Annotated in this window: 19 protein-coding genes and 1 tRNA gene; 4 read left to right on the plus strand and 16 right to left on the minus strand. The window is 41.5% G+C overall.

The genetic code is table 11. From position 1 onward, the window contains the following. Positions 1 to 16 precede the first annotated feature (16 nt). Positions 17 to 1,123: an ATP-binding protein gene (locus QM454_RS15900; RefSeq protein WP_432359719.1), complete on the minus strand. Its 1,107-nt coding sequence runs from the start codon at positions 1,121 to 1,123 to the stop codon at positions 17 to 19. A 197-nt stretch (positions 1,124 to 1,320) separates the two neighbouring features. Between QM454_RS15900 and QM454_RS15905 the strand changes: the two genes are divergently transcribed. Continuing rightward, positions 1,321 to 3,069, plus strand: coding sequence for a B12-binding domain-containing radical SAM protein (locus QM454_RS15905; RefSeq protein ID WP_432359722.1), 1,749 nt, complete (start codon positions 1,321 to 1,323; stop codon positions 3,067 to 3,069). 143 nt (positions 3,070 to 3,212) lie between these two features. On the opposite strand, the gene QM454_RS15910 is transcribed toward QM454_RS15905, so the two are convergent. The 7 genes from QM454_RS15910 to QM454_RS15940 all read right to left on the minus strand — a co-directional run bounded on the left by QM454_RS15910 (position 3,213) and on the right by QM454_RS15940 (position 14,672). Continuing rightward, entirely contained in the window at positions 3,213 to 4,562 is a 1,350-nt protein-coding gene (locus tag QM454_RS15910; protein WP_432359724.1) for a TrkH family potassium uptake protein, read from the minus strand. A 135-nt stretch (positions 4,563 to 4,697) separates the two neighbouring features. Continuing rightward, positions 4,698 to 5,444, minus strand: coding sequence for a TerC family protein (locus QM454_RS15915; protein WP_432359726.1), 747 nt, complete (start codon positions 5,442 to 5,444; stop codon positions 4,698 to 4,700). A gap of 292 nt (positions 5,445 to 5,736) precedes the next feature. Then, positions 5,737 to 8,796 carry an efflux RND transporter permease subunit gene (locus QM454_RS15920; RefSeq protein WP_432359728.1) on the minus strand — a complete coding sequence of 1,020 codons (3,060 nt, stop codon included), beginning with the start codon at positions 8,794 to 8,796 and terminating at the stop codon, positions 5,737 to 5,739. Between the two features lie 122 nt (positions 8,797 to 8,918). Further along, positions 8,919 to 10,493 carry a peptide chain release factor 3 gene (locus QM454_RS15925; RefSeq protein ID WP_432359731.1) on the minus strand — a complete coding sequence of 525 codons (1,575 nt, stop codon included), beginning with the start codon at positions 10,491 to 10,493 and terminating at the stop codon, positions 8,919 to 8,921. 135 nt (positions 10,494 to 10,628) lie between these two features. Further along, the gene (locus tag QM454_RS15930; protein ID WP_432359734.1) at positions 10,629 to 12,119 is read right to left on the minus strand and encodes a UDP-N-acetylmuramoyl-L-alanyl-D-glutamate--2,6-diaminopimelate ligase; all 1,491 of its coding nucleotides are present in this window, start codon (positions 12,117 to 12,119) and stop codon (positions 10,629 to 10,631) included. Positions 12,120 to 12,180: 61 nt separating this feature from the next. After that, complete coding sequence (locus QM454_RS15935) at positions 12,181 to 13,230, minus strand: M42 family metallopeptidase (RefSeq protein ID WP_432359736.1); 1,050 nt, start codon at positions 13,228 to 13,230, stop codon at positions 12,181 to 12,183. Positions 13,231 to 13,286: 56 nt separating this feature from the next. After that, positions 13,287 to 14,672 (minus strand): aldehyde dehydrogenase, encoded by a 1,386-nt coding sequence (locus QM454_RS15940; RefSeq protein WP_432359738.1) that lies wholly within the window; start codon positions 14,670 to 14,672, stop codon positions 13,287 to 13,289. Positions 14,673 to 14,871: 199 nt separating this feature from the next. Between QM454_RS15940 and QM454_RS15945 the strand changes: the two genes are divergently transcribed. After that, entirely contained in the window at positions 14,872 to 15,030 is a 159-nt protein-coding gene (locus QM454_RS15945; protein ID WP_432359741.1) for a hypothetical protein, read from the plus strand. A gap of 53 nt (positions 15,031 to 15,083) precedes the next feature. Here the strand turns inward: QM454_RS15945 and QM454_RS15950 are convergent, their stop codons facing one another. After that, positions 15,084 to 15,947, minus strand: a complete 864-nt coding sequence (locus QM454_RS15950; protein WP_432359743.1) for a DNA-3-methyladenine glycosylase family protein — start codon at positions 15,945 to 15,947, stop codon at positions 15,084 to 15,086. A gap of 130 nt (positions 15,948 to 16,077) precedes the next feature. Between QM454_RS15950 and QM454_RS15955 the strand changes: the two genes are divergently transcribed. Then, positions 16,078 to 16,150: transfer RNA gene (locus QM454_RS15955), tRNA-Val, on the plus strand. Between the two features lie 238 nt (positions 16,151 to 16,388). Here QM454_RS15955 and merA read toward each other — a convergent pair. From merA to QM454_RS15990, 7 genes are all read right to left on the minus strand, one after another. Then, the gene (gene merA / locus QM454_RS15960; RefSeq protein ID WP_432359746.1) at positions 16,389 to 18,029 is read right to left on the minus strand and encodes a mercury(II) reductase; all 1,641 of its coding nucleotides are present in this window, start codon (positions 18,027 to 18,029) and stop codon (positions 16,389 to 16,391) included. 16 nt (positions 18,030 to 18,045) lie between these two features. After that, a complete protein-coding gene (gene merR, locus QM454_RS15965) occupies positions 18,046 to 18,444 on the minus strand; it encodes an Hg(II)-responsive transcriptional regulator (protein ID WP_432359749.1) in 399 nt (132 codons plus the stop codon). Positions 18,445 to 18,685: 241 nt separating this feature from the next. Further along, the gene (locus QM454_RS15970) at positions 18,686 to 18,943 is read right to left on the minus strand and encodes a ZIP family metal transporter (RefSeq protein ID WP_432359752.1); all 258 of its coding nucleotides are present in this window, start codon (positions 18,941 to 18,943) and stop codon (positions 18,686 to 18,688) included. 29 nt (positions 18,944 to 18,972) lie between these two features. Then, positions 18,973 to 19,878 (minus strand): cation diffusion facilitator family transporter, encoded by a 906-nt coding sequence (locus QM454_RS15975; RefSeq protein WP_432359755.1) that lies wholly within the window; start codon positions 19,876 to 19,878, stop codon positions 18,973 to 18,975. Positions 19,879 to 19,892: 14 nt separating this feature from the next. Continuing rightward, positions 19,893 to 20,939, minus strand: a complete 1,047-nt coding sequence (locus tag QM454_RS15980; RefSeq protein WP_432359758.1) for a flavin-containing monooxygenase — start codon at positions 20,937 to 20,939, stop codon at positions 19,893 to 19,895. A 200-nt stretch (positions 20,940 to 21,139) separates the two neighbouring features. Continuing rightward, positions 21,140 to 22,234, minus strand: a complete 1,095-nt coding sequence (locus tag QM454_RS15985; protein WP_432359761.1) for a copper resistance D family protein — start codon at positions 22,232 to 22,234, stop codon at positions 21,140 to 21,142. Next, the gene (locus QM454_RS15990; protein ID WP_432359764.1) at positions 22,235 to 22,774 is read right to left on the minus strand and encodes a copper resistance CopC family protein; all 540 of its coding nucleotides are present in this window, start codon (positions 22,772 to 22,774) and stop codon (positions 22,235 to 22,237) included. A 152-nt stretch (positions 22,775 to 22,926) separates the two neighbouring features. On the opposite strand from QM454_RS15990, the gene QM454_RS15995 reads away from it, so the two are divergent. Then, on the plus strand, positions 22,927 to 23,247 hold the full coding sequence (locus tag QM454_RS15995; RefSeq protein ID WP_432359767.1) for an ArsR/SmtB family transcription factor: 321 nt from the start codon (positions 22,927 to 22,929) through the stop codon (positions 23,245 to 23,247). The last annotated feature ends 9 nt before the right edge of the window (positions 23,248 to 23,256 follow it).

The raw sequence follows: 23,256 nt of genomic DNA on the forward strand, positions 1-23,256 counted from the left end.
GTCAAAACGAATCGGTTTAGGAGATGATGGATTGTTCGCTATTTAACGGGCTGCTTACACCTTGTTTTGCCTTCGGAAAGGTCATTGTGAACTTTGTTCCGATATCGACATGGCTTTCCACGGCAATTGTACCACCATGATCTTCCACCGTTTTCAGTACAAAAGGAAGCCCCAAACCTGTTCCCCCGGGCTTTGAACTAAAAAACGGCATAAACACTTGGCTCACTTGATGGTGCGTCATCCCTTTTCCCGTATCCGTTACAGATAGTATTAGCTTTCCGTCATACTCTGAAAGATGGATTGTTAGCTTTCCGCCGGTTTGCATTGACTCTAATCCATTTTTAAATAAATTCAAAAGAACTTGCTTCATTTTATCCGGATCGCCAAAGATGAGAGGGGTACTACTTAGTTCTGCTTCCTGTACAACTTCCACTCCATCCATGACCGCTTTTGGAGATAGTATCGAAACCATATCCCGTACCAATACTTCAAGAGAGAAGACAGATTTTTTCTTTTCGGATGGTTTCGACAGAATAAGCATTTCCCCTAGAATTGATTCCATCCTTTCAATTTCATCTTCGATTACGGCTATATAACGAATTGAATCTTCTGTAGCAGATACTTTTAGCAATTGTGTAAATCCCTTTAACGTTGTAATTGGATTTCTTATTTCATGGGCGATGCTTGCCGCAATCTGTCCGACAGCGGATAATGAGCCCGAATGAGCGAGCTGAATTTGGAGGTTCTCTTTTTCCGTGCAATCAGACATTTGGACGATAAACATATTTGTTTCTTTATCATAGTGAATTGTAATATGATAGTATCTTGTGTCCTCTGGTGATCTTTGATACGTTGTAATTGATTCGACAAAGCCTTGCTCTTTTATGTTTTCAAGGAACTCTTGAACAGGCGTATCACATTCAGGATCAATGATAGAAAAGATCTCACTAATGCTTTGACCGACTAGCTCTTGTCTCGTTTGATTGATGAAAACGGCATGCATTTCGTTCACATCACGGATTTTCCCATCATGATCAACGAGTAGCATGAAATTGGCCGAGTGCCTGAACGCATTGAAATACGTTTTCATAGAAGGGATTTGTATTTTATCGAAATCACTCAATTTAATACCTCCTGTACCTATTACAAAACAGTATGTGAAACGACAAGATTTTATTCGAATGAAATAATAGCAAATAAAAACCAATTAACTAAAGAGACCACAATTCTGATTATTTCATATTGTCTGTCGTAATAAAATAGTTCGAAATGACTAAAGTGTGAAATGATTTACTAGTATTTTAACAAAGGAGTAGGCATATGAACATAGTCCTCACAACATTAAATGCAAAATATATACATACGAATCTCGCTATCCGCTATTTAAAATCGTATGCGATGCCTGAATACGAACCGATTTTAGCTGAGTATACGATTAAAGACCCAGCTTTAAATATTGTATCGGATATTTATCAAAAAAAACCGACTATTGTCGGATTCAGTTTGTACATATGGAATATCGTCGAGTCCATTAAAGTCATTCGTATTTTAAAGAAAACGAACCCCGAGCTTATTATCGTAGCTGGAGGCCCTGAAGTGACGTATGACTTTGATAAATGGTTAGAAAAAGTGCCTGAAATTGATTTTATCGTCATCGGCGAAGGAGAAAGGACGTTTAAACAGCTGCTCGATTACCATTCGGGGAAAATCGACATAAAAGAAGTTCAAGGTATTGCCTATATGGAGGATGGGAAGTTGAAATCGACTGCTCCCGGTCCGAAACTTGACTTACGTGAGCTGCCCTCCCCTTTTAGGTTTCCTGAAGATGTCCCCCATCTTGCTAACCGGGTGACATACATTGAAACGAGCAGAGGATGTCCGTTCTCATGTCAGTTTTGCCTATCTTCAATCGAAGTCGGTGTCCGGTATTTCAATCGAGAAGCAGTGAAGGAAGACATTCGTTACTTAATGAAAAATGGCGCGAAGACAATTAAGTTCGTTGACCGGACATTCAATATAAGCCGGAGTTATGCAATGGAAATGTTTCAATTTCTCATTGATGAACATCTCCCTGGTACGGTATTCCAATTTGAAATTACAGGGGATATTATGCGACCGGAAGTAATTAACTTCTTGAATGAGAGTGCACCACCCGGCATATTCCGTTTTGAAATCGGGGTCCAATCGACAAATGATTTGACGAATGAGCTTGTGAAACGAAGGCAAAATTTCGAAAAACTATCAAGGACTGTCACAATGGTGAAAGAGGGCGGAAAGATCGCGCAACATCTCGATTTAATCGCTGGACTACCGGAAGAGGATTATGATTCATTCAGAAATACATTCAACGATGTGTTCGCGATGCGCCCTGAGGAGTTGCAATTGGGCTTTCTTAAGTTATTAAGAGGGACCGGATTACGAATCCAGGCGGAACAATACGGATATACGTATATCGATGAGGCACCTTATGAAATCTTATCGAACAATGTCCTCACGTTCGATGACATTTTACGGATTAAGCAAACCGAAGACGTGCTTGAAAAATATTGGAATGACAATCGTATGCCTCGCACTGTTGAATATCTTGTATCCGAAGTATTTGAAACGCCATTTGACTTCTTCCAGCAGTTTGGTACGTTTTGGGAGACGAAAGGCTGGTCAAGAATTGGACACCAACTTCAAGACTTATATACAAGGCTAGAAGAGTTCCTCATTGAATATGGAGAAGCGGATATGAATATTGTTAGAAGCCTTATGAAGATCGACTACCTGGCTCATCATACTTTCCAACCACGACATATTTGGTGGAAAGACGACATGGAGCAAGAAACGCTATCAGCAATTGAACGATCGATTCTCGATGATAAAGAGCTACTCGACAACATATCGACACCTACACGGCTTACTGAGAGAAACATTCGGAAGCATACGTTCATTACCCCAGTTGCTGTTCGTCCGATGGAAGATGATGAACTTGTTGTTACGAAGGAAGACGGCTATCTCGTCACGTTCTTCTGCAAAGGCCAACAACCACAGTTCCATTATACAAAAGCGGAGGGCGCTCGCTAAGCTGCGACAGGCATAAGGCGAAGATACGGAGTGGCGAACTTTGCCACGCAGTAGCTTTGACTTATGACCCGAGCAGTTAGCGCCCGGAGACTAGACGTAAAAACCAAAAAGCATCTTCCCTCACTAGAGGAAAGATGCTTTTTTCATCCAATAATAACGCGTTCTTTTGGATAAGAGAAAGGCTTTTTATTCGACTTTCCACCTAATGTATACAAGAACGAAATAAGTCCAACTCGCCCGATAAACATAAGAACCATAATAATGAGTTTACCGATAACGGACAAATCGGATGTAATTCCGAGCGACATGCCACACGTACCGAATGCAGAAGTAATTTCAAACAACAGCGCTACGACTGGTACATTTTTCTCCGTAATAAGTAAAATAAGCAAAGCTGTCATAACCATTACCGCAGCAAGCAAAATAACTGCAAATGCCCGGTAGACGTCTATAAGCTTAATTTCCCGACGGAATATGTTAATGACATTGTTTCCTTGCGCAAAATTGAATAGAAACAGGAGCGCAATGGCGAATGTCGTCGTCCGAATTCCCCCTCCTACCGAACTAGGAGATGCACCGATGAACATTAATGAAGAGATGAAAATGTCCGTCGCTTCGCTAAATTGTGTAATATCGTACGTTGTCAATCCTGCAGACCTTGAAGATACAGAATGAAACAATGATGCAAAGATTTTTTCATGCCATTCTAGCCCCTTGAAGGAGTGGAATGACTCCAAAATGAAAATGAGCAATGCCCCCCAAACAAGCAATAGACCGAACGTGGCGGTCGTAATTTTTGTAAAGAGAGAAAAACGGAAATTCGGTATTTTTTTCGAGAAAAAACCTTTCACTTCAATGAGCACTGGAAAACCGATAGCGCCAAGGATGATGAGAATCATTGTAATCGTCTGTACGAAATAATCATTGAAATAAGGGTGCAAGGAAGATCCGGTAATATCGAAACCGGCATTCGTCGTTGCGGAAACTGACATAAACATCCCATTCAACAAAGCTTCACTAAACGTGTCAAAATACCGCATAATATATATCGTCAAAATAATTCCGCCGGTTAGTTCAATCAAAAAAATGATCTGGACGATCTGTTTAATGAGTCCAACGACTCCTGCAAGTGAATATTGGTTATGGTCCACCATAATTAGTTGGCGTTCTCGAAGGCCAATACGCTTTTTTACTAATAGCCAGAAGAAGGTCCCGATTGACATGATACCGATCCCGCCTAATTGCAGGACGAGCATAAGCATGCACAACCCGAAGACCGAATAGGTTCCTCCAATGCTAATCGGAGTTAACCCCGTCACGCTCACTGCACTTACTGCAGTGAACAGGCTATCGATGAAGCTAACGTGAACACCTGGCAAATAGACGCCCGGCAAGTTCAACAACAGAAAGGAAAATCCAATCGCCAAAAAATAATAAAAGACGATAACTTGTGCGGGCGTAAACCTATGTAAGCTTTCCCTTGTTAGTTTCATGCAATCAGAACCTTTCTACGTAGCGGAATCGTCTTTCTATTTTAGTGAACTTTACAGGAAAATGAAAGAAAATCACTATAATCAATGACGACCGATACATTTTAACATGCATCGGCCGTTTCATTCACGCTTAATTTATTTTCGTTTTTTCGCCATTGCTGTCAAGTAACCGCCAACTGCGATTGCTAGAAGAACGACCCAGAAGATTGATTTCCATACTGTTGAATGCGGAAACGCCTCATCGATAATTTGTAGCTTCGGATGCGCCAATGTCAATACGACGAGTTTCACCCCGACCCAGCCGACGATTAGAAACGCTGCTGTTTCTAAAGAAGGATGTTTTTCAAGCAGCACAACGAAGTGTCTCGCTGCAAATCGGATAATGACGAGTCCGATGATGCCGCCAAGTAACATGACGACGAATTGACCACCGTTTATTCCACCGATATGAAAATCACCAAGTTCTGGCAACGTTACAGCCAACGCAACTGCGGCTAGCATCGAGTCCAGTGCAAACGCAATATCTGCAAGCTCAACTTTAAACACCGTCATCCAGAAACCGGATTGCTTCCGCTTTTTATTCAGATCGTGGTGATCGTCTTTTCCTCTATCCACTAAGCTTTTTATGGAAATAAATAAAAGATAGGCTGCGCCTAAAGCTTGTATTTGCCAAATATTCACCAAAAATGTAATCATAAATAACGCCGCAAAACGGAATACAAATGCACCAAGCAACCCATAAAACAACGCTTTTTTCTGTTGAACTTTTGGTAAATGCTTCACCATGACCGCCATGACAACTGCATTATCCGCTGCCAACAACCCTTCGAGTGCAATCAATACGACAAGTACCCATGCATACTCCAATAATATTGCTTCCAATTGATTTCCTCCTTATTGCTTCAAAAATAAAAAACCCTCACCTAATAAAAGGCAAAGGTCTCGCTAAGTCAGAAATTTATAAAGTAAAGTCCTGCTATCATAACCGATGGCGCTTGCCATGTATTGACGACTATGAAATAGGTTGCCCTATAGCTACTCCCCTTTGACAACTGTCAAAAGAAATATGAAGTTGTTGAGTGCTTACAAAGGGATTATACCACCATCTGTATCCGGACACAATTCATACACATGAACACATTATAAAAACCGGAGACATGCATCTCCGGTTTTCTTACTTAACTGCCCGTTTTCTCGTTTGGCGGTCAAACAAGCTGTAAATGATCGGAACGATGTAAAGCGTTAAGAATGTGGAACTTATTAATCCTCCGATTACAGCAATCCCCATCGGCTGATTCATTTCCGTCCCTTCACCAATGCCGAGCGCAAGTGGCAGCAGCCCTAGAATCGTCGTCAACGCTGTCATTAAAATCGGGCGCACACGATCTCTCACCGAAGCGATGATCGCGTCATACGAAGACAACCCCGCCTCTTTCCGCTTGTTAATATAGTCGACGAGGACTATCCCGTTATTGACGACAATCCCGACAAGCACAAGAATGCCGATGACCGCTGTCACACTAATTGGCGTATTTGTAACGAATAGCCCTAGCGCCACACCTATTACCATGAGAGGCACAGAAAACATAATGACAAACGGATATTTAAATGACTCAAACTGAGCTGCCATGACGATGTAGACGAGGACGACTGCAAGAACAAGGGCCATAAGCATATCATCGATGGCATTCTCAAATAGTTCCCGATCGCCTCCATAGGACATTTCCGTCTCCGCAGGCAAATCGACGATATCGACAACTGCATTCACTTTGTCAGTCATGTCACCTAACGATAAAGACGATTCATATTTAAGATTGAATGTAACCGAGTGGGCTTGGTCGACCCGCTGGATAGAGACCGGGCCTTCCTTAATTGAAATGGTCGCAACATCATTTAATGCTACAAACTGACCGGTCGGCGTCCTCAACTTAATACGCTTCAGTTTATCGATACTGTTCCGGTACCTTTCGTCATATTGGACGATAACCGAAACGACTTGCTCTTTTTTATCAACAAATTGTGAAGCGAATTGACCTCGTGTAATCGAATTGACAGTTTGGGCAATTTGATAAGGCGCTAATCCGACGTCGGATGCCTTTTCACGGTCCACTTCAATATGGATCTCTTCGACAGTGTTTTGAAGGTTATTTGAAACTTCAAGCACTGAATTCAATTTCCGGAGCTCTTCGTCGAATTTAGCTACCGTTTCGTCTAACCTCGCCTCATTCGTATCTTTTAATGTAAACGATAATGTATTCGGACTAGACCCTGCCGCCGTCTGCATATCAAAACTAACTTTCGCATCATTTCCGACAATGTCGAGCACATCTCGTTGAACATCATCGACAAACTCGAACACTGAACGATTTCGCTCCGCCAGTGGGACGAGCTTAACGTACATTTCGGCGCGATCCGAATCCGCTCCGCCTTGCGCCATACCTTGCTGAGTCCCTCCGACCAAACTGACGTAAACATCGATCTCTTTTTCCTCTTTCAACTTGGACTCAATCTTTTTCACAACATCATTTGTAGAAGATAATGATGATCCATTCGGCATCCTAATCGAAATACTGAAGAAGCCTTCGTCAGTTGGCGGCAAAAATTCCGTTCCGACTTTGAATAAACCAATACCACTCCCAGCAAGAAGGACGACCGTCAAAACTAAAATGACGGCACGATTCCTGAGCGACCATTTGACAGATCGTTCAAATCTGTTCAACGTCTTCGAACGGCGTCTTCTCGCTTCAATGTTCTTACGTGGCTTGTTCAGCATCCGGCTCGCCATCATTGGTACAACCGTCAATGCTACGACGAGCGATGCGAATAGACTGAATGAAATTGTTAGCGCAAATTCTGTGAAAATCTGCCCGATTAACCCACTAATAAAAATAACAGGCACAAAGACGGCTAGTGTCGTTAACGTTGAAGCGGTAATGGCTCCACTAATTTCTTTTGCACCGTCCCTTGCCGCATCCATACGGTCTTTCCCCATCGCGATATGCCGTTCAATATTCTCAATGACAACTATCGCATTATCGACTAACATCCCAATTCCTAACGCCAAAGCGCCAAGCGTCATGATGTTAAGCGAGAAATCGGCAAAAAACATAAGTACGAATGTAACGATGACAGAATAAGGAATCGCAATGCCGATAATAATTGGGCTTTTAATTCCCCTTAGGAATAAAAACAAAACAACCATCGCGAAAAGTCCGCCTAGCAACAACGACTGTCCGATATTTCCGACAGCAAGTTTCACATAGTCACCTTGGTCAAACAAAATATCCGCTTCTACGCCTTTGTATTCCTCTTGGGCGAGTAACTGATCCAATGCATCCTTGAAAGCTGTCGAGACAGTAGCTGTATTGGCACCGGATTCCTGCAACACCGACATAAGGACAGCCTGCTGATCATTCGCTCTCGTTTCGGAAGCTGCTTTTGCTTCTAGTAACGCAACGTCCGCTATGTCAGCAACTTTCACTTTATCGCCAGTCAGTGGATTCACACCAACTGTCACATTCCGTATATCGGTAATCGTCGACAGTGAACTAATAATTCTCGTCGTCAACTGCTTTCCATCATTTGTTTCAATCGGCTCGCCAGGCATCGATACATTGTTCGCTTGAATTGCCTGTACGACATCCGATTGGACGAGCCCATAATCTTCGAGCTTTTTCTGATCTAAAATAACCCGTACTTCTTCTACCAATTTACCTGTAACGGTAACGCTTGCGACCCCTTTCGTCCGCCGCAACTCCGTCTCTAAACGTTCTGCAACATCTCGTATATCTGTCTCGTTCGAACTCGTTCGAAGCGATAACTGGATAACCGGAAATTGTGCCGGATCGAATTTCATGAACCTCGGAGCGCTTGCGCCTTCAGGTACTGGAACTTGGTCAATTCGTTGCATAATGTCCAACTGTACATCATCAATTGTTGTAGACCAGTCAAAAAGCAGCAAAATGAAGTTGGCACCCTCTTGAGATGAAGATTGCATCGATTTCAAGCCAGGCGCAGTCGACAAACTTGCTTCAAGCGGTTTCGTCAATTTCTCACTCACTTCCGTGGAGGATGCGCCTGGATAGTTCGTGACGACGACCGCTACTGGCGGATTTAGTTCAGGAATGAGGGTTACCGGTATTTTTAAAAAGGAAACTGCCCCTAGAATGATGACTAAGAACATCGTCACAATCGTAAAAACTGGTCGTTTTATAGAAAAATTGCTGATTTTCATTTGCACATCCCTTTCGTCAAACGCTTATTACTATCATAGTTGAAAAACACTATGAACATCAATCACGAGCTAAAAAAACCGGAGAGACTTAATAGGCTAAGTCTTCCGGTGAGGGTAATGAATTATAATAAGTTAAACAATCGAATGTCCGGATATTTATCGCCGAACCAACGGAGTGCAAAGTCGTTTTCGAAAAGGAATACGAGGTTGTCATAACGATCCTTCACGAGCATGGAACGTTGCCCCGTCATCGACTCTTTCACGTCGCTTTCATTTTCAATCCAGCGGGCCACTTTTGAGCCGATATGCTCCATATGAACTTCTACATTGTATTCGTTTTTCATCCGATGCTCGAACACTTCAAATTGGAGTTGCCCGACTGCACCTAATAACACTTCTTCTGTATGCAACGTTTTATAATATTGAATCGCACCTTCTTGGACTAACTGAAGAATCCCTTTATGGAAATGCTTTGACTTCATGACGTTTTTCGCTGTAACCCGAACGAATAGCTCAGGCGTAAACTGCGGCAAAGCTTCAAATTGGAAATTCGATTTCCCACCGACAACCGTATCGCCAATTTGATAGTTCCCCGTGTCATACAAACCGATAATGTCGCCTGCGACTGCTTCATTCACCGTTTCGCGATCATCCGCCAAAAACTGTGTCGTCTGTGTCAATTTGATTGTCTTGGAAATTCGAGGAACAGTAACTGACATCCCTCTTTCAAATCCTCCGGAAACGATTCGGACGAAAGCGATTCGGTCACGGTGAGCTGGGTTCATATTCGCTTGTATTTTGAAAATGAATCCTGAAAACTCTTTGGACATCGGATCGACAAGCTCGTCGGTTTTCGTTTTTCTCGGTTGAGGCGAAGGTGCAAACTTGAGGAATGTTTCCAAAAATGTTTGTACACCAAAATTCGTTAAAGCGCTGCCGAAAAATACAGGTGTTAACTCCCCTTTAGCAACCCGTTCCACGTCGAATTTATTTCCAGCTTCGTTCAACAACATGACATCTTCAAGCGCTTGCTTATAATAAGATGTTTCCGTCATCGGATGCTCGACCGCAAGTTCCCCTTCTTCATTCAATGGGAGGAAGTGGCTGTCTCCTTCAACACGCGCTTGCTCGATGCGATTATTGTATCGATCATAGACGCCGATGAATTCTTTACCCATGCCAATCGGGTAATTCATAGCATACGATTCGATTTCGAGTACTTCTTCCAGTTCTTCCATTAATTCAAGCGGCTCTTTCCCTTGACGGTCCATTTTGTTCATGAACGTGAAAATCGGGATACCTCTCATCCGACATACTTTAAATAGCTTGATTGTCTGAGGCTCAATCCCTTTTGCCGAGTCGACCATCATGACAGCGGCATCGACCGCCATGAGCGTACGATATGTGTCTTCACTGAAGTCTTCGTGTCCTGGTGTGTCCAAAATATTGACACGTTTGCCGTCGTAGTCGAATTGCAACACGGAAGATGTAACGGATATTCCACGTTGCTTTTCAATTTCCATCCAGTCAGATGTCGCGTATTTGCCTGTCTTCTTCCCTTTTACGGTACCTGCGTCACGGATGGCACCGCCAAAATAGAGCAGTTTTTCCGTCATTGTTGTTTTCCCGGCGTCCGGGTGAGAGATGATCGCAAACGTGCGCCGTGAAGCAATCTCTTCTTGTATCGGTTTTTGCATTTTGTCTGAACTCCTTCTTTTCTGCTTTTCTAAGCATAGTCAGATTCTGAGTCATTTTCAACCATTTTTTCTCCATTGCACAAAGTCTTTTGAGAAAAGGAAAAGAGCCGCCTAAAAAGACAGCTCTTTCCCTTCTTATTTCTCTATATACCCTCTTCCAAACTTCTTCTCTGCCTCGTCCAAAGCGATTTCGGCGTCCGAATGAGGTAGTTTCTCCCTACCGACTATTTGGAAGTCTTCATGACCTTTTCCAGCAAAGATGATAATATCCCCTTCACTAGCGACCGAGACGGCATGTCGGACGGCCTCCTCACGATCACCAATACACGCATATTGATCGTGTTGCATGCCTGCTTCAAGCTCCGACAATATTGTTTCATACGCTTCATCCCGAGGATCATCCGTCGTCAACACGACATAATCGGCAATTGATGCCTTCGCCGCCATAATTGGGCGCTTAACCCGATCCCTGTTACCACCTGTCCCAATGACGAATATTAATTTACTCTCCTCGTCTTTATAAGGAAGGACTGCTTGAATCGCCTTCTCAATCGCATCAGGTGAGTGCGCATAATCGACGTAAATTGTCAGCGGTAAATCCGTTTCAACCTTCTCCATCCTACCTTTAGCAGAAGGAATGACTGCTAGCCCCTCGAGAATTACTTCCATCTCTAGCCCTTTAGCATACAACGCTGCAATGACCGCTAACGCATTGTATACATTGAATTCACCAATAAGCGCCATCGATACGTCGAAGCTACCTGCAGGGGATTCTAAGTGGAATGAAGTGCTTTCCACTGTCAACTTGACATCGATCGCACGGAAATCCGCTTCGTTGTGAATACCATACGTCAATACAGGGAAGGACGTCATTTCTTTCATCCGCACTCCCCAACTGTCGTCTATATTAACAATTCCATATTTCGATTGCTCCAAGTCTTGTCCAAGTTGCGCGAATAAAAGCCCTTTTGCATGCCCGTAATGTTCCATCGTTCCATGGAAATCTAAATGATCATGCGATAAGTTTGTGAAAATCGCAATATCAAATTCTGTGCCAGCCAATCTTCCTTCGACAAGTCCGTGAGATGACACTTCCATTGTCATCGTCGAGCATCCAGCATCAGCCGCTTGCTTGATCATTTGCTGGGTCGTCAGCACATCCGCTGTCGTATTTTCTGTTTCAAATAATACTCCGTCCAAATCGAACCCGATCGTTCCTGTTACCGCACATTTTTCTCCCGCATGACGTAATACGGAATGAAGCATATTGCTGACGCTCGTTTTTCCGTTCGTACCCGTCACACCAATCATCGTCATCCGTTTGGAAGGATAGTTCATGAAACGGGGTGCAAGCAAGGAGACCGCTCTTGACGTATCTTCCACATAGACGACCGCTACCTTGTCCAAATCGACCTCGACTGGACGAGAAGCAACGATAACTCTCGCTCCGTTGTCAATCGCTTTCGAAACGAATGCATGTCCATCGACGGTAAATCCTTTAATGCAGACGAACACGCCTCCTGCATTGACAGAGCGCGAATCAACGGCAATATCCGTTACTGTGGCAGGTAAAATTCCTTCCACTTTCTTTATTGGCAAACTAAAAAATAAATAATGGGTCTCCATTACTAGACCTCCTTCTATGTCTAGCTTCAGGCGCTAGATAGATGCCTTCAGCTTTTCGTTTTTATTCCATCATTTCGGAAGTTACATAAGCGTGTAATAATTGCGCTGTAGCTTTTAATGAATCGACGTGCGTCCTTTCCATCGCATGAGAAGATTCAATACCAGGGCCAAACAATGCATGTCGCACATCAAACCCAGCCCTAATTGCAGCGGATGCATCCGATCCATAGTAAGGATATATATCTAACTTGTATGGAACGCTTCCTTTTTCGCATAGCGCTGTCAAATGCCGCGTCAATGCATAATGGTATGGCCCGCTTGAATCTTTTGCACAGATGGATACAGTGTACTCATCGGAAGTTTGTCCATCACCGATCGCTCCCATATCGACTGCAATATACTCGACCGTTTCATTCGGGATATTGGAATTCCCACCATAACCAATTTCTTCATTGTTCGAGATATAGAAATGAGTCGTATTCGGCAGTTCCGTTCCGTTTTCCTTCAATGAACGGATTAATTCCAATAGAAGTGCAGTACTTGCTTTGTCGTCAAGATGTCTTGATTTAATAAAACCAGTTGGTGTCACTTCAAATCTAGGATCAAATGAAACGAAATCTCCGACTTCAATGCCTAGCGCCCTCGTTTCAGCAGCATTCGTCACTTTTTCATCAATGCGCACTTCGATATTGTCGGCATTTCTTTCAGCGGTACCCGAATTACGGTATACATGAACTGTCGTCTGATGCATTAATATCGTACCGCGAACTTCCTTGCCGGAAGCAGTATGTATATGGCAATACTCACCTTCCACCGCATTCCAATTGAATCCGCCGATGTTTGTCAATTTTAGACGTCCATTACTCTTAATTTCTTTCACCATCGCTCCAAGTGTATCCGTATGGGCGGTCAATAAACGATGACGCGTATCATCTTTCCCTTGCAACGTAGCGATGACAGCTCCTTTATTCGTTCGCTTAAATGGCACTCCGATTTCCGTAAGTTCTTCAGTGATGACCTGCATAACCTTTTCCGTAAAACCCGATGGGCTTGGCGTTTCCACTAACCTCTTCAATACTTCAATCGTTCGTGCTTCATTAAACTGATGCATTGTCATTTCCCCCTATTCCATTTACTATCTACACATTAAATCAAATAGAACATAATTTATTTTAACAAAGATCTAACGAGCTTCAACTTATTGCCATACGGTGGATAACCAATTCGAATTGGGACTTTCGTGCTTTTCTTCAAAATTGATTTCGAATGAGTGAATAAATCGAAGCTCGCTTTTCCATGATAAGCATTCATGCCGGATGCACCAACGCCACCGAAAGGAAGATAGATATTTCCAATATGGGAAATCGTATCGTTTATACAACCCCCACCGAATGAAAGATGCTCCAAGAAATAGTCCTGTGCCTGTTCGTTCTCCGAAAATAAATACGCGGCTAACGGTTTCGGCATTTGGCGGATACGGTCGATTGCCTCTCCTAAATTCCGATACGTTAACATCGGTAGAACTGGCCCGAAAATTTCTTCCGCCATCGCAGGACCGTCCCATGAAACACCATCCAATAGCGTTGGACTAATATATAGATTATCACGGTCCGACCTTCCACCGAAAACGATATGGCTCTTTTCCTTATTAATTAATTCGGTCAGGCGATCAAAATGCTTTACGTTGATAATTCTTCCATAATCAACGCTTTTCGCACTGTCATCCCCGTAGAAATCTCGAATACAGTTGATCATTTCCTGTAAAAGATTGTTTTGCACCGTTTCATGAACGAGTACAAAATCCGGAGCGACACAAGTTTGACCGTTATTCACGAATTTCCCCCACACAATCCGTTCCGCCGCTCTTTTTAAATTAGCAGTCTGGTCGACAATGACTGGGCTTTTCCCGCCTAACTCTAATGTAACAGGTGTTAGCCGTTCCGCTGCTGCCTTCATGACAATCTTCCCGACTGTTGCACTTCCTGTGAAAAAAATATAATCAAATGGAGCATGGATGAGCGCAGTTGTTTCCTCGACTCCACCTTCAACGACTTGCACAAAATCTTGCGGATAAATTTCCGTCAAAATGTCCTTGATTATTTTGCTAGTATGGATTGTAGCTTCAGACGGTTTAACGATTGCACAGTTTCCCGCAGCAATAGCGCCAACTAACGGATCCATAATTAATTGAAATGGATAATTGAATGGTCCAATGATCAGCACAGATCCATATGGTTCCCGAACGATGAAACTTTTCGCCGGTTGTAGATGCACAGGTGTTTTTACAGACTCCGGCTCCATCCATTCTCTCAAATGCTTCATCATGAAAGAAATACTCGATAAGACGAATCCAACTTCCGTCACATATGATTCAAACTGACTTTTCCCTAAATCTTTCTGTAACGCGTCAAAGATTTCTTCTTCCTTTGAGATGATTGCTTGTTTTAATCGCTCCAACATATCCAATCGAAATTCAACATGTTTCGTCATTCCAGAATTAAACATGTTTCGTTGAAAAGCGATCATCGAATCGATTTTCTGAGCATGTTCCACTGAAATCCTCTCCCTTCAACAAAGCAAAATGTCAATATAGCAAAAGAACTGAATTTAAATCGTCAAATTCCGACCAATTACGCAGTTTGGGGAATTGGACGTCAACATATACTATAAATGCACCACCCAATATTTTGTTCCCGTATTTTGAATGTATCCGCACATGTAGCCTATAAGAAATGAAATGGAGGAAATGTACATGACACCGACAGATACTTGGTGGGAAACAATTTTTGAAGGAAATCTTTCATTAGGTCTCAACAAGGAGCGTATCTCGGACCTTACAAATGAAACTTTCCTCTACTTTGACGATGAATTTGAAATGACACAAGAAACCAATCAAACACATTTACAATAATTGCCCAAGCTTCCTCATGATGGGGAAGCTTTTTTCGTCCAGCTCCGGGCACCCTAGGCTTTTGCTATTTCTATACTTCGCCACAAATACAAGGCTGCGTAGCTTAAATAAGGAGACCATGATGGGAATTGTGCCTGCATTTCATCCGCAGTCGGTTTTCGATCAAGATTCCATAATTGTTTCAATGCATTTTGAAGTCCAACATCTGCTAACGGAAATAAATTTGGTCGACCTAACCCGAACATGAGGAAGTTTTGGGCAGTCCACGGGCCAATTCCCCGATGGATGACCATTTCCCTCGTCACCTCTTCATCATCCATTTCTGTATACTTCATTAAATCTAACTTCCCATCGACGATCGAACGCGACAGTCCGATGACATATTCCGCCTTCCTTCCACTGAATTGAAGCTTTCGCAAATCGTCCACTTCAAGCGCTGCTATTGTTTCCGGATTCGGATACCTCCATACGCCATCCTGCTCGGAGCCGAATGATTCAACGAACCGCATCGTTAATGTGTGTGCAAATGAAAGATTCAATTGCTGATGAATAATGCTTTTCATTAACGTGCCATAGAGCGAAAAACTTTGAATGAGTGGTGTACCGGCATGATCGACGAAAAGCTGCTCAAGGTCGGTTCCCTTGAAGTGATTTGCAATTTTATCTAATGGGCGGTCTAAATGAAAAATGGATTTGATTTGATTAACCTGATTCTCGTCAATCGCATTTTTCAGTATAAAGGAAGGTGCGGCTGTTGTACCGATGCCACTTAATGAAACGATATTCCCCTCTTCCATCGGAATGCGAATTTCACGATTTTCAAGATGAACTGTATTCACGGGGTCTGAAGCTAATCTTTCGAGTGCCCCATCAATGTCATATGCAAACGGAATCGAAATATGCGTATCGATTTTCATCACCTCTTTACTTACTAGTTTACCTTTTTTCCTCGTTTTAAAAAAACTTTTAGAAATAGTGTTGACTTCTATTAGAAACACGCTATAATAATAAATGTGCAGTAGAGAGAAGCGCACAATACTTTCTCCCGATTCCGTAGCTCAGCTGGGAGAGCGCTACCTTGACAGGGTAGAGGTCGCTGGTTCGAGCCCAGTCGGAATCATTGGGTGCCAAACCCGTAGGAAGACCGTCGGAACAACGGTTCTTCTCCAGAAACAGCCCTATTAGGCCGGATGCCTAGGGGCTGTTTTTTTATGGTTTTTTACCGAATGTCTGCAATTTGTCCGCAGTTTTTTCTCTTTACCGTATACAGGTTGTAAAAATCTATACACGAGTCAGTCGTTTAGATTGACCAGAAAAACCGTTCCCTTTAAGGAACGGCTTTATTTATATTCATATTACTATCCAGCACAACAAGATAATTTGGACACATCTTTATCAAACGTAAGGGCTGCTAATTTCAATCCTTCTGCCATTGTTAAATAAGGTGCAAGCGTTTCTCGTAGATTTTCTACTGTCAATCCGAATTTCACGGCTAATGTTGCCCCATAGATAACCTCGCCAGCGTTTTCCGAAACGATATGAACACCTAACACTTTTAATGTTTTTGCATCTGCCACTAATTTAATAACACCTGTTGTTTCCCGATTAACAAGGGCCCTAGGTACGGCATCTAATGGCAAGACAGACGTTTTAACCTCAAGTCCTTTTTCTTTTGCTTGCTGTTCAGTTAACCCAACCGTTGCAATCGATGGATTAGTAAATGTTACGGCTGGAACAACTTCTAAATTCACCTTTTCATTGAGTCCTCCAATTGCATTACGTGCAGCTAGCCCGCCTAGATAAGCAGCTACATAAACAAATTGAGGACCAAGCGTTACATCCCCGGCAGCGTAAATTTGAGAATTGGTCGTTTTAGAATATTCATCAATGACGATTTCACCGCGAGCCCCAACGTCAACGCCTGCCGCGCGTAAGTTCAAAGACCCTGTATTTGGTTTTCTTCCAGTTGCTACAAGCAATTGTTCTGCTTCAATGATTCGCTTTTCACCATTTATTTCTACGTGAACTTTTTTCAATTCGCCAACTTGTTCTACGTGTTCATAGGTTGCTTCGGTAACTAAATTAATCCCCTGTTCTGTTAATGCCTTAGCAATCGCTTCTGAAATTTCAGGGTCGTATTCCTTTAATAGACGTCCGCTTCTTTGTATCAAAGTTACTTCTGCGCCTAGATTATGAAATAGCTGTCCTAATTCCAATCCGATATATCCAGAACCAAGCACCGTGAGACGCTTTGGAACCTTCTTTAATTCAAGTAACGTAGTACTTGTTAAATACTTTACTTCGCCTAGTCCGGGAATAGTAGGAACAAATGGAGAAGCCCCAGTTGCAATTAAAAATCGCTTTGCAGTTATTTGGTTGCCAAGCACTTCAACTGTATTCTCATTAATAAATGTCGCTTCACCATTTATTAGTTCAAAACCGTAATCGTCAATTAAATTCACATATTTTTCATTGCGAAGTGTATTTACTAATTCATCTTTTTGTTTTACCAATGAGATCAAATCAACATTTTGTGCTGTAGTTTGTAATCCTGTAAATGGATTATTTATTGCCAAATGATTGATTTCACCTGCCCGTAACAAGGTTTTAGATGGAACACATCCGATATTGACGCATGTCCCCCCAACCGTCCTATATTCAATCATAGCAACTTTGGCACCATACCCTACCGCTTCAATGGCGGATGAAAAGGCTGCTGCACCAGAACCAATAATGATGTAGTCATAATCATATCCATCATTCATGCCAGCTTTCTCGCATGAATTAATAACTTCGACATCAATTGGTAGATAATCAGCTTCACTAATCGCGTTTTTCGCTGTTTCAACTTCCACATCATTTTGAAGCTCAAATACAGCCTCTCCACGACGAAAGTCTACTTGAATACACTCTGCACCTGTATTCTCCAAGGCAACTGATACTTGGTGCTCACAACCTGAACAAGTCATTCCTTGTATAGTCATCCTATATCTTTTCAATACTATTCCTCCGTCCTTAAATTTCTTGTAAAGTTTCAATAATAGGGCATTCATAAATATCTTTGTTTTCAGGACATCTTTCTTTTAGGTCGATAAGCATTTGTTCGAGTCTTTTAAGTTCTTGAATTTTCCTTTGAATTTCCTCTATCTTATAAACAGTGAAATCATACATATCACGGCACTTGGCTTCATCACGATCTACGACACCTATAAGCTTATCAATTTCCTTTAAAGTAAAACCTAATACTTGGATGCGCTTAATGAAATTTAATCGGTCAACGGTTTGTTCTGTGTATATTCGATATCCGGACTCTGTACGAGATGGTTTCGGAATTAATCCTAATCGTTCATAATATCGAATGGTTTCTTTATTAACTCTACATTTTTCCGCAAGTTCTCCAATATGCAATTCCATTTTGTTTCACCTCATAAACATTATAAACCCTGTACTTAAGTACAGGGTCAAATAATAGTGGAGTACAAAGCACTGTCTTGCATCGTCCTTAATAAAAAATTAGATATACACCCATCAGACAAAAACCAATTAATGCAATCATGAAGCTATAAACATTTGATGATTGCCTGGTTGATTCAGTCAGGATTTCCTTAATAGTAACCATGTAAATAGTTCCGACAGTCAAACTTATTAAGAACGCCTATAATAGTTTATTTTGCATACCGATCAATTCGCCAATGAAAGCACCTAGTCCAACAGGTACGGCGACGATAATCGAGATAAGGAATAACATATAAGTACTAAATCCTGCGATAAATAATAGAGTAAATAGGATCATACCTTCCGGAACATTGTGCAATATTAATGCCCGCAATAGAGCTATACCAAATTCAGATTCGTCACCGGCCCCGAGAACAATTCCCATAGGAAGATTGTGGATAGAGATAATCAGGGCCAAGAAATAGCCTAACCTTTTATTAAGCCCTATTATATATTCAATTCTTGATGTTGAAGGTTTGATTTTTCAATTTGAATCGTAGTATGTTCAATTTTGTAGTTATCACGGATTAGATTAATTGCCTGTTGAAGAACTTCTTGTTCATCTTTCTCATCCTCAATTAGCATGTGACAGCTTAAGGAATCTAGGCCTGATGTAATTGTCCAAATATGTAGATCGTGAACATTATTTACACCTTCAATACCTTCTAGTTCAGCTATTACTTCTTCTTTATTAATCGTCAGCGGTGACCCTTCCATCAAAACATGAATACTTTGTTTAAGCACGCCCCACGCACTTTTCAAAATCAATAAAGCGACTATCACAGAGATGATTGGATCTGCGATATACCAGTCGAAGAGAAGCATGAATAGACCAGCCAATATTGCACCAACCGAACCTAAAGCGTCTCCGATTATGTGTATATATGCACTCTTTAAATTAATATTCCCTCTTACATCTGCTTTTTTTAATAGAGCCATTGCACTAAGGATATTTGCGGCTAATCCAATGAATGCGATGATCATCATTGTTCCGCTTGCAACTGTTGGCGGTTCAGATAAACGTTGAATAGCTTCTTTTACAATAAACCCTGCAACCACAAATAATGTAACACCATTGAATAAGGCAGCTAGAATTTCAAATCGATAATATCCATATGTCTTATTTGGCGATGGTGGTCTGCTAGCGAACCAAATTGCCACAAGGCTAAAAGCCATCGAACTTGCATCAGATAGCATATGACCACTATCTGACAGCAAAGCTAAACTATTTGTGAAAAGCCCACCGAAAAACTCCAAAAGCATTATGAGCGTCGTAATGGACAAGGCAATGATAAGACCGCGTTTGTTACCTTCCCGTTGCTCCGCAAAGTGATTATGTTGATGATTCCCCATACAGAGTATCCCCTTTACGTAGATGTCATTTTCATATGTTCAATGATGTACTTGGCATCGTAACCTACTCCCTGAAGCAAAGAAGATCCCCTTCGTGATTGCCACGGTAACCCTAAAAAGTAAAGACCATTTACTGAGCTAATTCCCCTGTTATGAATAATCTTTTTCTGCTTATCAAATACACCATCCACTTGTAACCATTCATATTCTTGTTGGAATCCAGTTGCCCAAATAATATTATTCACTTCAAGGATAGTTGAATCTTCAAATATGATTTGATTGTTGTTGCAATTTACGACCCTTCCCTTCAACTTAACTGCCAAGTTTTTAATGGCATTTTTTAATTCACTCCCAAAGATTGGATCACCCTTTTTCTGTATTAATTCCCCGATGATTGATGTGTTTCTCACTTTTAGTATTCCCAATTTATCAAACCACCAAAACACACTCATTCCACCAATCCTTAATGGGAAATAACTAGGCTGTTTACTTATGGCTAAATACGTTTCTCTCTCCTCCGACAATTCAACCGCAATTTGAGCACCGCTATTACCACCTCCTACAACAAGCACATTTCCTTTCTTAAGCTGAATAGGATTCTTATATTCAGATGAATGCAGCTGTATGATATTTTCGCTAAGTAAAGCCGAATATGCGGGAATCCGTTTCTTTTGAAATGGTCCTATGGCAACAACAACATTCGACGTATAAAACATACCTTTTGTTGTTTCTACACAAAAACCCTCTTCTTTTTTTGTTACGGACAGAACTTCGGTATCCAATGCTACTGGCAAAGCAAACGTTTCTGCATAACGCTTTAAGTAATCCGCAATTTCATCCTTCGAAGGAAACCCATGCTGTTTTCCATCTAGATTAAGACCAGGCAATGAACTATACATCCTAGGTGTAAACAATTGTAAGGAGTCATATCTTTTTTTCCATACTTCACCCAACTCCTGCCCTTTATCTAAAATTAAGAATCGTTCATTGCTTTGTTTTAAGTAATATCCCATCGCCAATCCAGCTTGACCTGCCCCGATAACAATGGTGTCATAGTACATAATTTTCTCCCCCTTAATAATTAAAGAAGCCAAAGGAACGACAACTATGCTGAGTTGATCTCTTTGGCTTCTCTAATTCATTTTTACTTAATTGACTTCTTTGGTTGATCTCACTGAAGTACAGACTTCCGAACATGGCAACTAATGCGACAATCCATGCGGTATCTTTGCTGCTTGGATTTACTACCTGTATTCTCCGTTTATTGAATGCTAGCCATTATCCCGAAATATAGAGAAAGTACACAGAACATTCCCATGAAAAATGGAACTACTTCAGTCGTCTTTTTCCTAAAGCTGTACATGATTAGCCACATGAAAATAATCGCTACGATAAAAAACAATATATTTATTGTATTCAACCCGAATTGCAAACTCATGGAAGGATCAATAACCCCTGAATAGAAATAATCGAAGATAGCTGAAGGGCCACTACCCGCGAGTGTGATCTCAATACTATGCGGAGGCTCCTGTTGTCCAAGCACACCCGTCGAAACAAACGTAAAGAACAGAAGAATGCTTTCGAGCTTCAACCAAGGTATTGGGTTGATTTGCTCTTGCCGTCTCAGTTTGCGCCTGATCCAAAATCCATTTATAAAAGCAAAAAATAGTACTGGAATGATCGTCAGGTGCTTCATCAATAAAACTTGTCCAAACGGTACCGTCCAGGCGTCCGCGTATTCGTTCACATCAATGACCAATGTCATAAGGAATAGCCCGGTTCCTGCTATTGTAAGAAAACATACGATTGCCAAAGGGGTAAACCATTTTAAGTAAGAAAGCCAATTCACTCGGTCTTTTGAACACCAACCGACGATAAGGAGGATTCCGATCCACACCGTGACAGCTAAAAAGTGTAATGAATGGAAAACGAACCCACTCCATTCGGTAAGCGAAGCTGCGTGACTTGCCCATCCCAATGCCAAAAGCAGGACGAGAGTGAAAGCGAGAGCAATACCGGATAGCACTTTGCTTTTCAAAACCGGGAACAACGAAACAAAAAGATAAAAGAAAATTGCAAGTATGACCGTGAGATTCCAAGCCTTCCCTACCTCAAATCCTCCAAGAACGCTTTCCATCGTAGTAATCAACCCAATATCTTCGTAAAGAAATAAGATTACCCTTATCACTGGAGCAACCGAAAATAGCACTATTCCCAATACCGACAATTGAATTAATCGCTTTGGAATATGAATAGTAGGTTTCAACCGTACCGGGATGAATTGAATGATAAATGCGCCCATCAATAACGAAAAACACAGATACAATAAACTTTCCGAGATATAAATCCAAATCATTTATTTTTGCCTTCTTCCTATGATCCAGCCAAAAAAGCCACCGGCCAAAGTGAATAAAATGACAAGAATTACAACTAGAACATCATTTGAAGCTATTTTCGAAGAAACATCAACTGGCTGCTCCGGTGGTTCTTCTGTAGGTGCAACAGGTGTTTCTTTGGTTTCTTCAGATTCTATAGATTCTTGTAATTCGTCTTGGCTAACCATGAATGAATAAGTTCCCTGCATCGGGTGGCCATCTGCACCAATAATCTTCCATTTCACTGTATATGTACCATTATCTAAAGGTTCCATGAAACCGCTTGTCATCACATTGTCATTCACTTGCGCATTACTGACTAATTCTTCGTTCTTCTCATTGAAGACTTTCACTGTACTCGTCGATTCAATTTTCGTATCAAATTCCAATACAATTTCATAAATGTCTTCAACTAAAACTTCCCCATCAGCTGGTGAGGTACTAGTTAAGCCCGTATGCGCAGAGACGTTAGTTGCAAAAGCAAACAACAAAATCAATGTAACGCTAATAATCCTCTTCATTTCCTTTCTTCATTTCCTTTCAAAATCTGTAGTGACAATGTCAATTTACACCATCTGTAGATAAGGACATAAAATTGACACACATATTAGTCATTGCTAATATGATAGTAACAAAACATATTAGTGTTGTCTAATATATTAGGAGTGATAATATGATTCAGACAGATTTAGAAGTTAAAGTGAAGTTTTTACGTGCATTCGGAGATAAAACAAGGGTTCAAATCTTAGATTGCATCAAATATGAGGAAAAGACTGTATCACAAATTGTTGAAAGTATTGAAGGCAACCAGTCAAATATTTCCCAGCACTTAGCCTGTCTCAGAGGATGTGGGATCATTGAAGGGAGACAAGAGGGAAAATACGTCTACTACGGATTGCGAAATCAGCAAATTAAAGAGTTGCTAGACACATTTGATAATGTACTTAGTCAGATTGAAGACAATGTTGCTTGTTGTAAAAATCATATAAGTTAAGGTGTGCTT

Origin of the sequence: Sporosarcina sp. UB5, assembly GCF_050859005.1 — a bacterium.
Lineage (GTDB): Bacteria > Bacillota > Bacilli > Bacillales_A > Planococcaceae > Sporosarcina.

Coding starts and splice junctions, on each gene's coding strand:
- QM454_RS15905 (WP_432359722.1), top strand. CDS start 1,321: ATGAACATAGTCCTCACAACATTAAATGCAAAATATATACATACGAAT.
- QM454_RS15910 (WP_432359724.1), bottom strand. CDS start 4,562: ATGAAACTAACAAGGGAAAGCTTACATAGGTTTACGCCCGCACAAGTT.
- QM454_RS15920 (WP_432359728.1), bottom strand. CDS start 8,796: ATGAAAATCAGCAATTTTTCTATAAAACGACCAGTTTTTACGATTGTG.
- QM454_RS15925 (WP_432359731.1), bottom strand. CDS start 10,493: ATGCAAAAACCGATACAAGAAGAGATTGCTTCACGGCGCACGTTTGCG.
- QM454_RS15930 (WP_432359734.1), bottom strand. CDS start 12,119: ATGGAGACCCATTATTTATTTTTTAGTTTGCCAATAAAGAAAGTGGAA.
- QM454_RS15935 (WP_432359736.1), bottom strand. CDS start 13,230: ATGCATCAGTTTAATGAAGCACGAACGATTGAAGTATTGAAGAGGTTA.
- QM454_RS15945 (WP_432359741.1), top strand. CDS start 14,872: ATGACACCGACAGATACTTGGTGGGAAACAATTTTTGAAGGAAATCTT.
- QM454_RS15950 (WP_432359743.1), bottom strand. CDS start 15,947: ATGAAAATCGATACGCATATTTCGATTCCGTTTGCATATGACATTGAT.
- merR (WP_432359749.1), bottom strand. CDS start 18,444: ATGGAATTGCATATTGGAGAACTTGCGGAAAAATGTAGAGTTAATAAA.
- QM454_RS15975 (WP_432359755.1), bottom strand. CDS start 19,878: ATGGGGAATCATCAACATAATCACTTTGCGGAGCAACGGGAAGGTAAC.
- QM454_RS15980 (WP_432359758.1), bottom strand. CDS start 20,939: ATGTACTATGACACCATTGTTATCGGGGCAGGTCAAGCTGGATTGGCG.
- QM454_RS15985 (WP_432359761.1), bottom strand. CDS start 22,234: ATGATTTGGATTTATATCTCGGAAAGTTTATTGTATCTGTGTTTTTCG.
- QM454_RS15990 (WP_432359764.1), bottom strand. CDS start 22,774: ATGAAGAGGATTATTAGCGTTACATTGATTTTGTTGTTTGCTTTTGCA.
- QM454_RS15995 (WP_432359767.1), top strand. CDS start 22,927: ATGATTCAGACAGATTTAGAAGTTAAAGTGAAGTTTTTACGTGCATTC.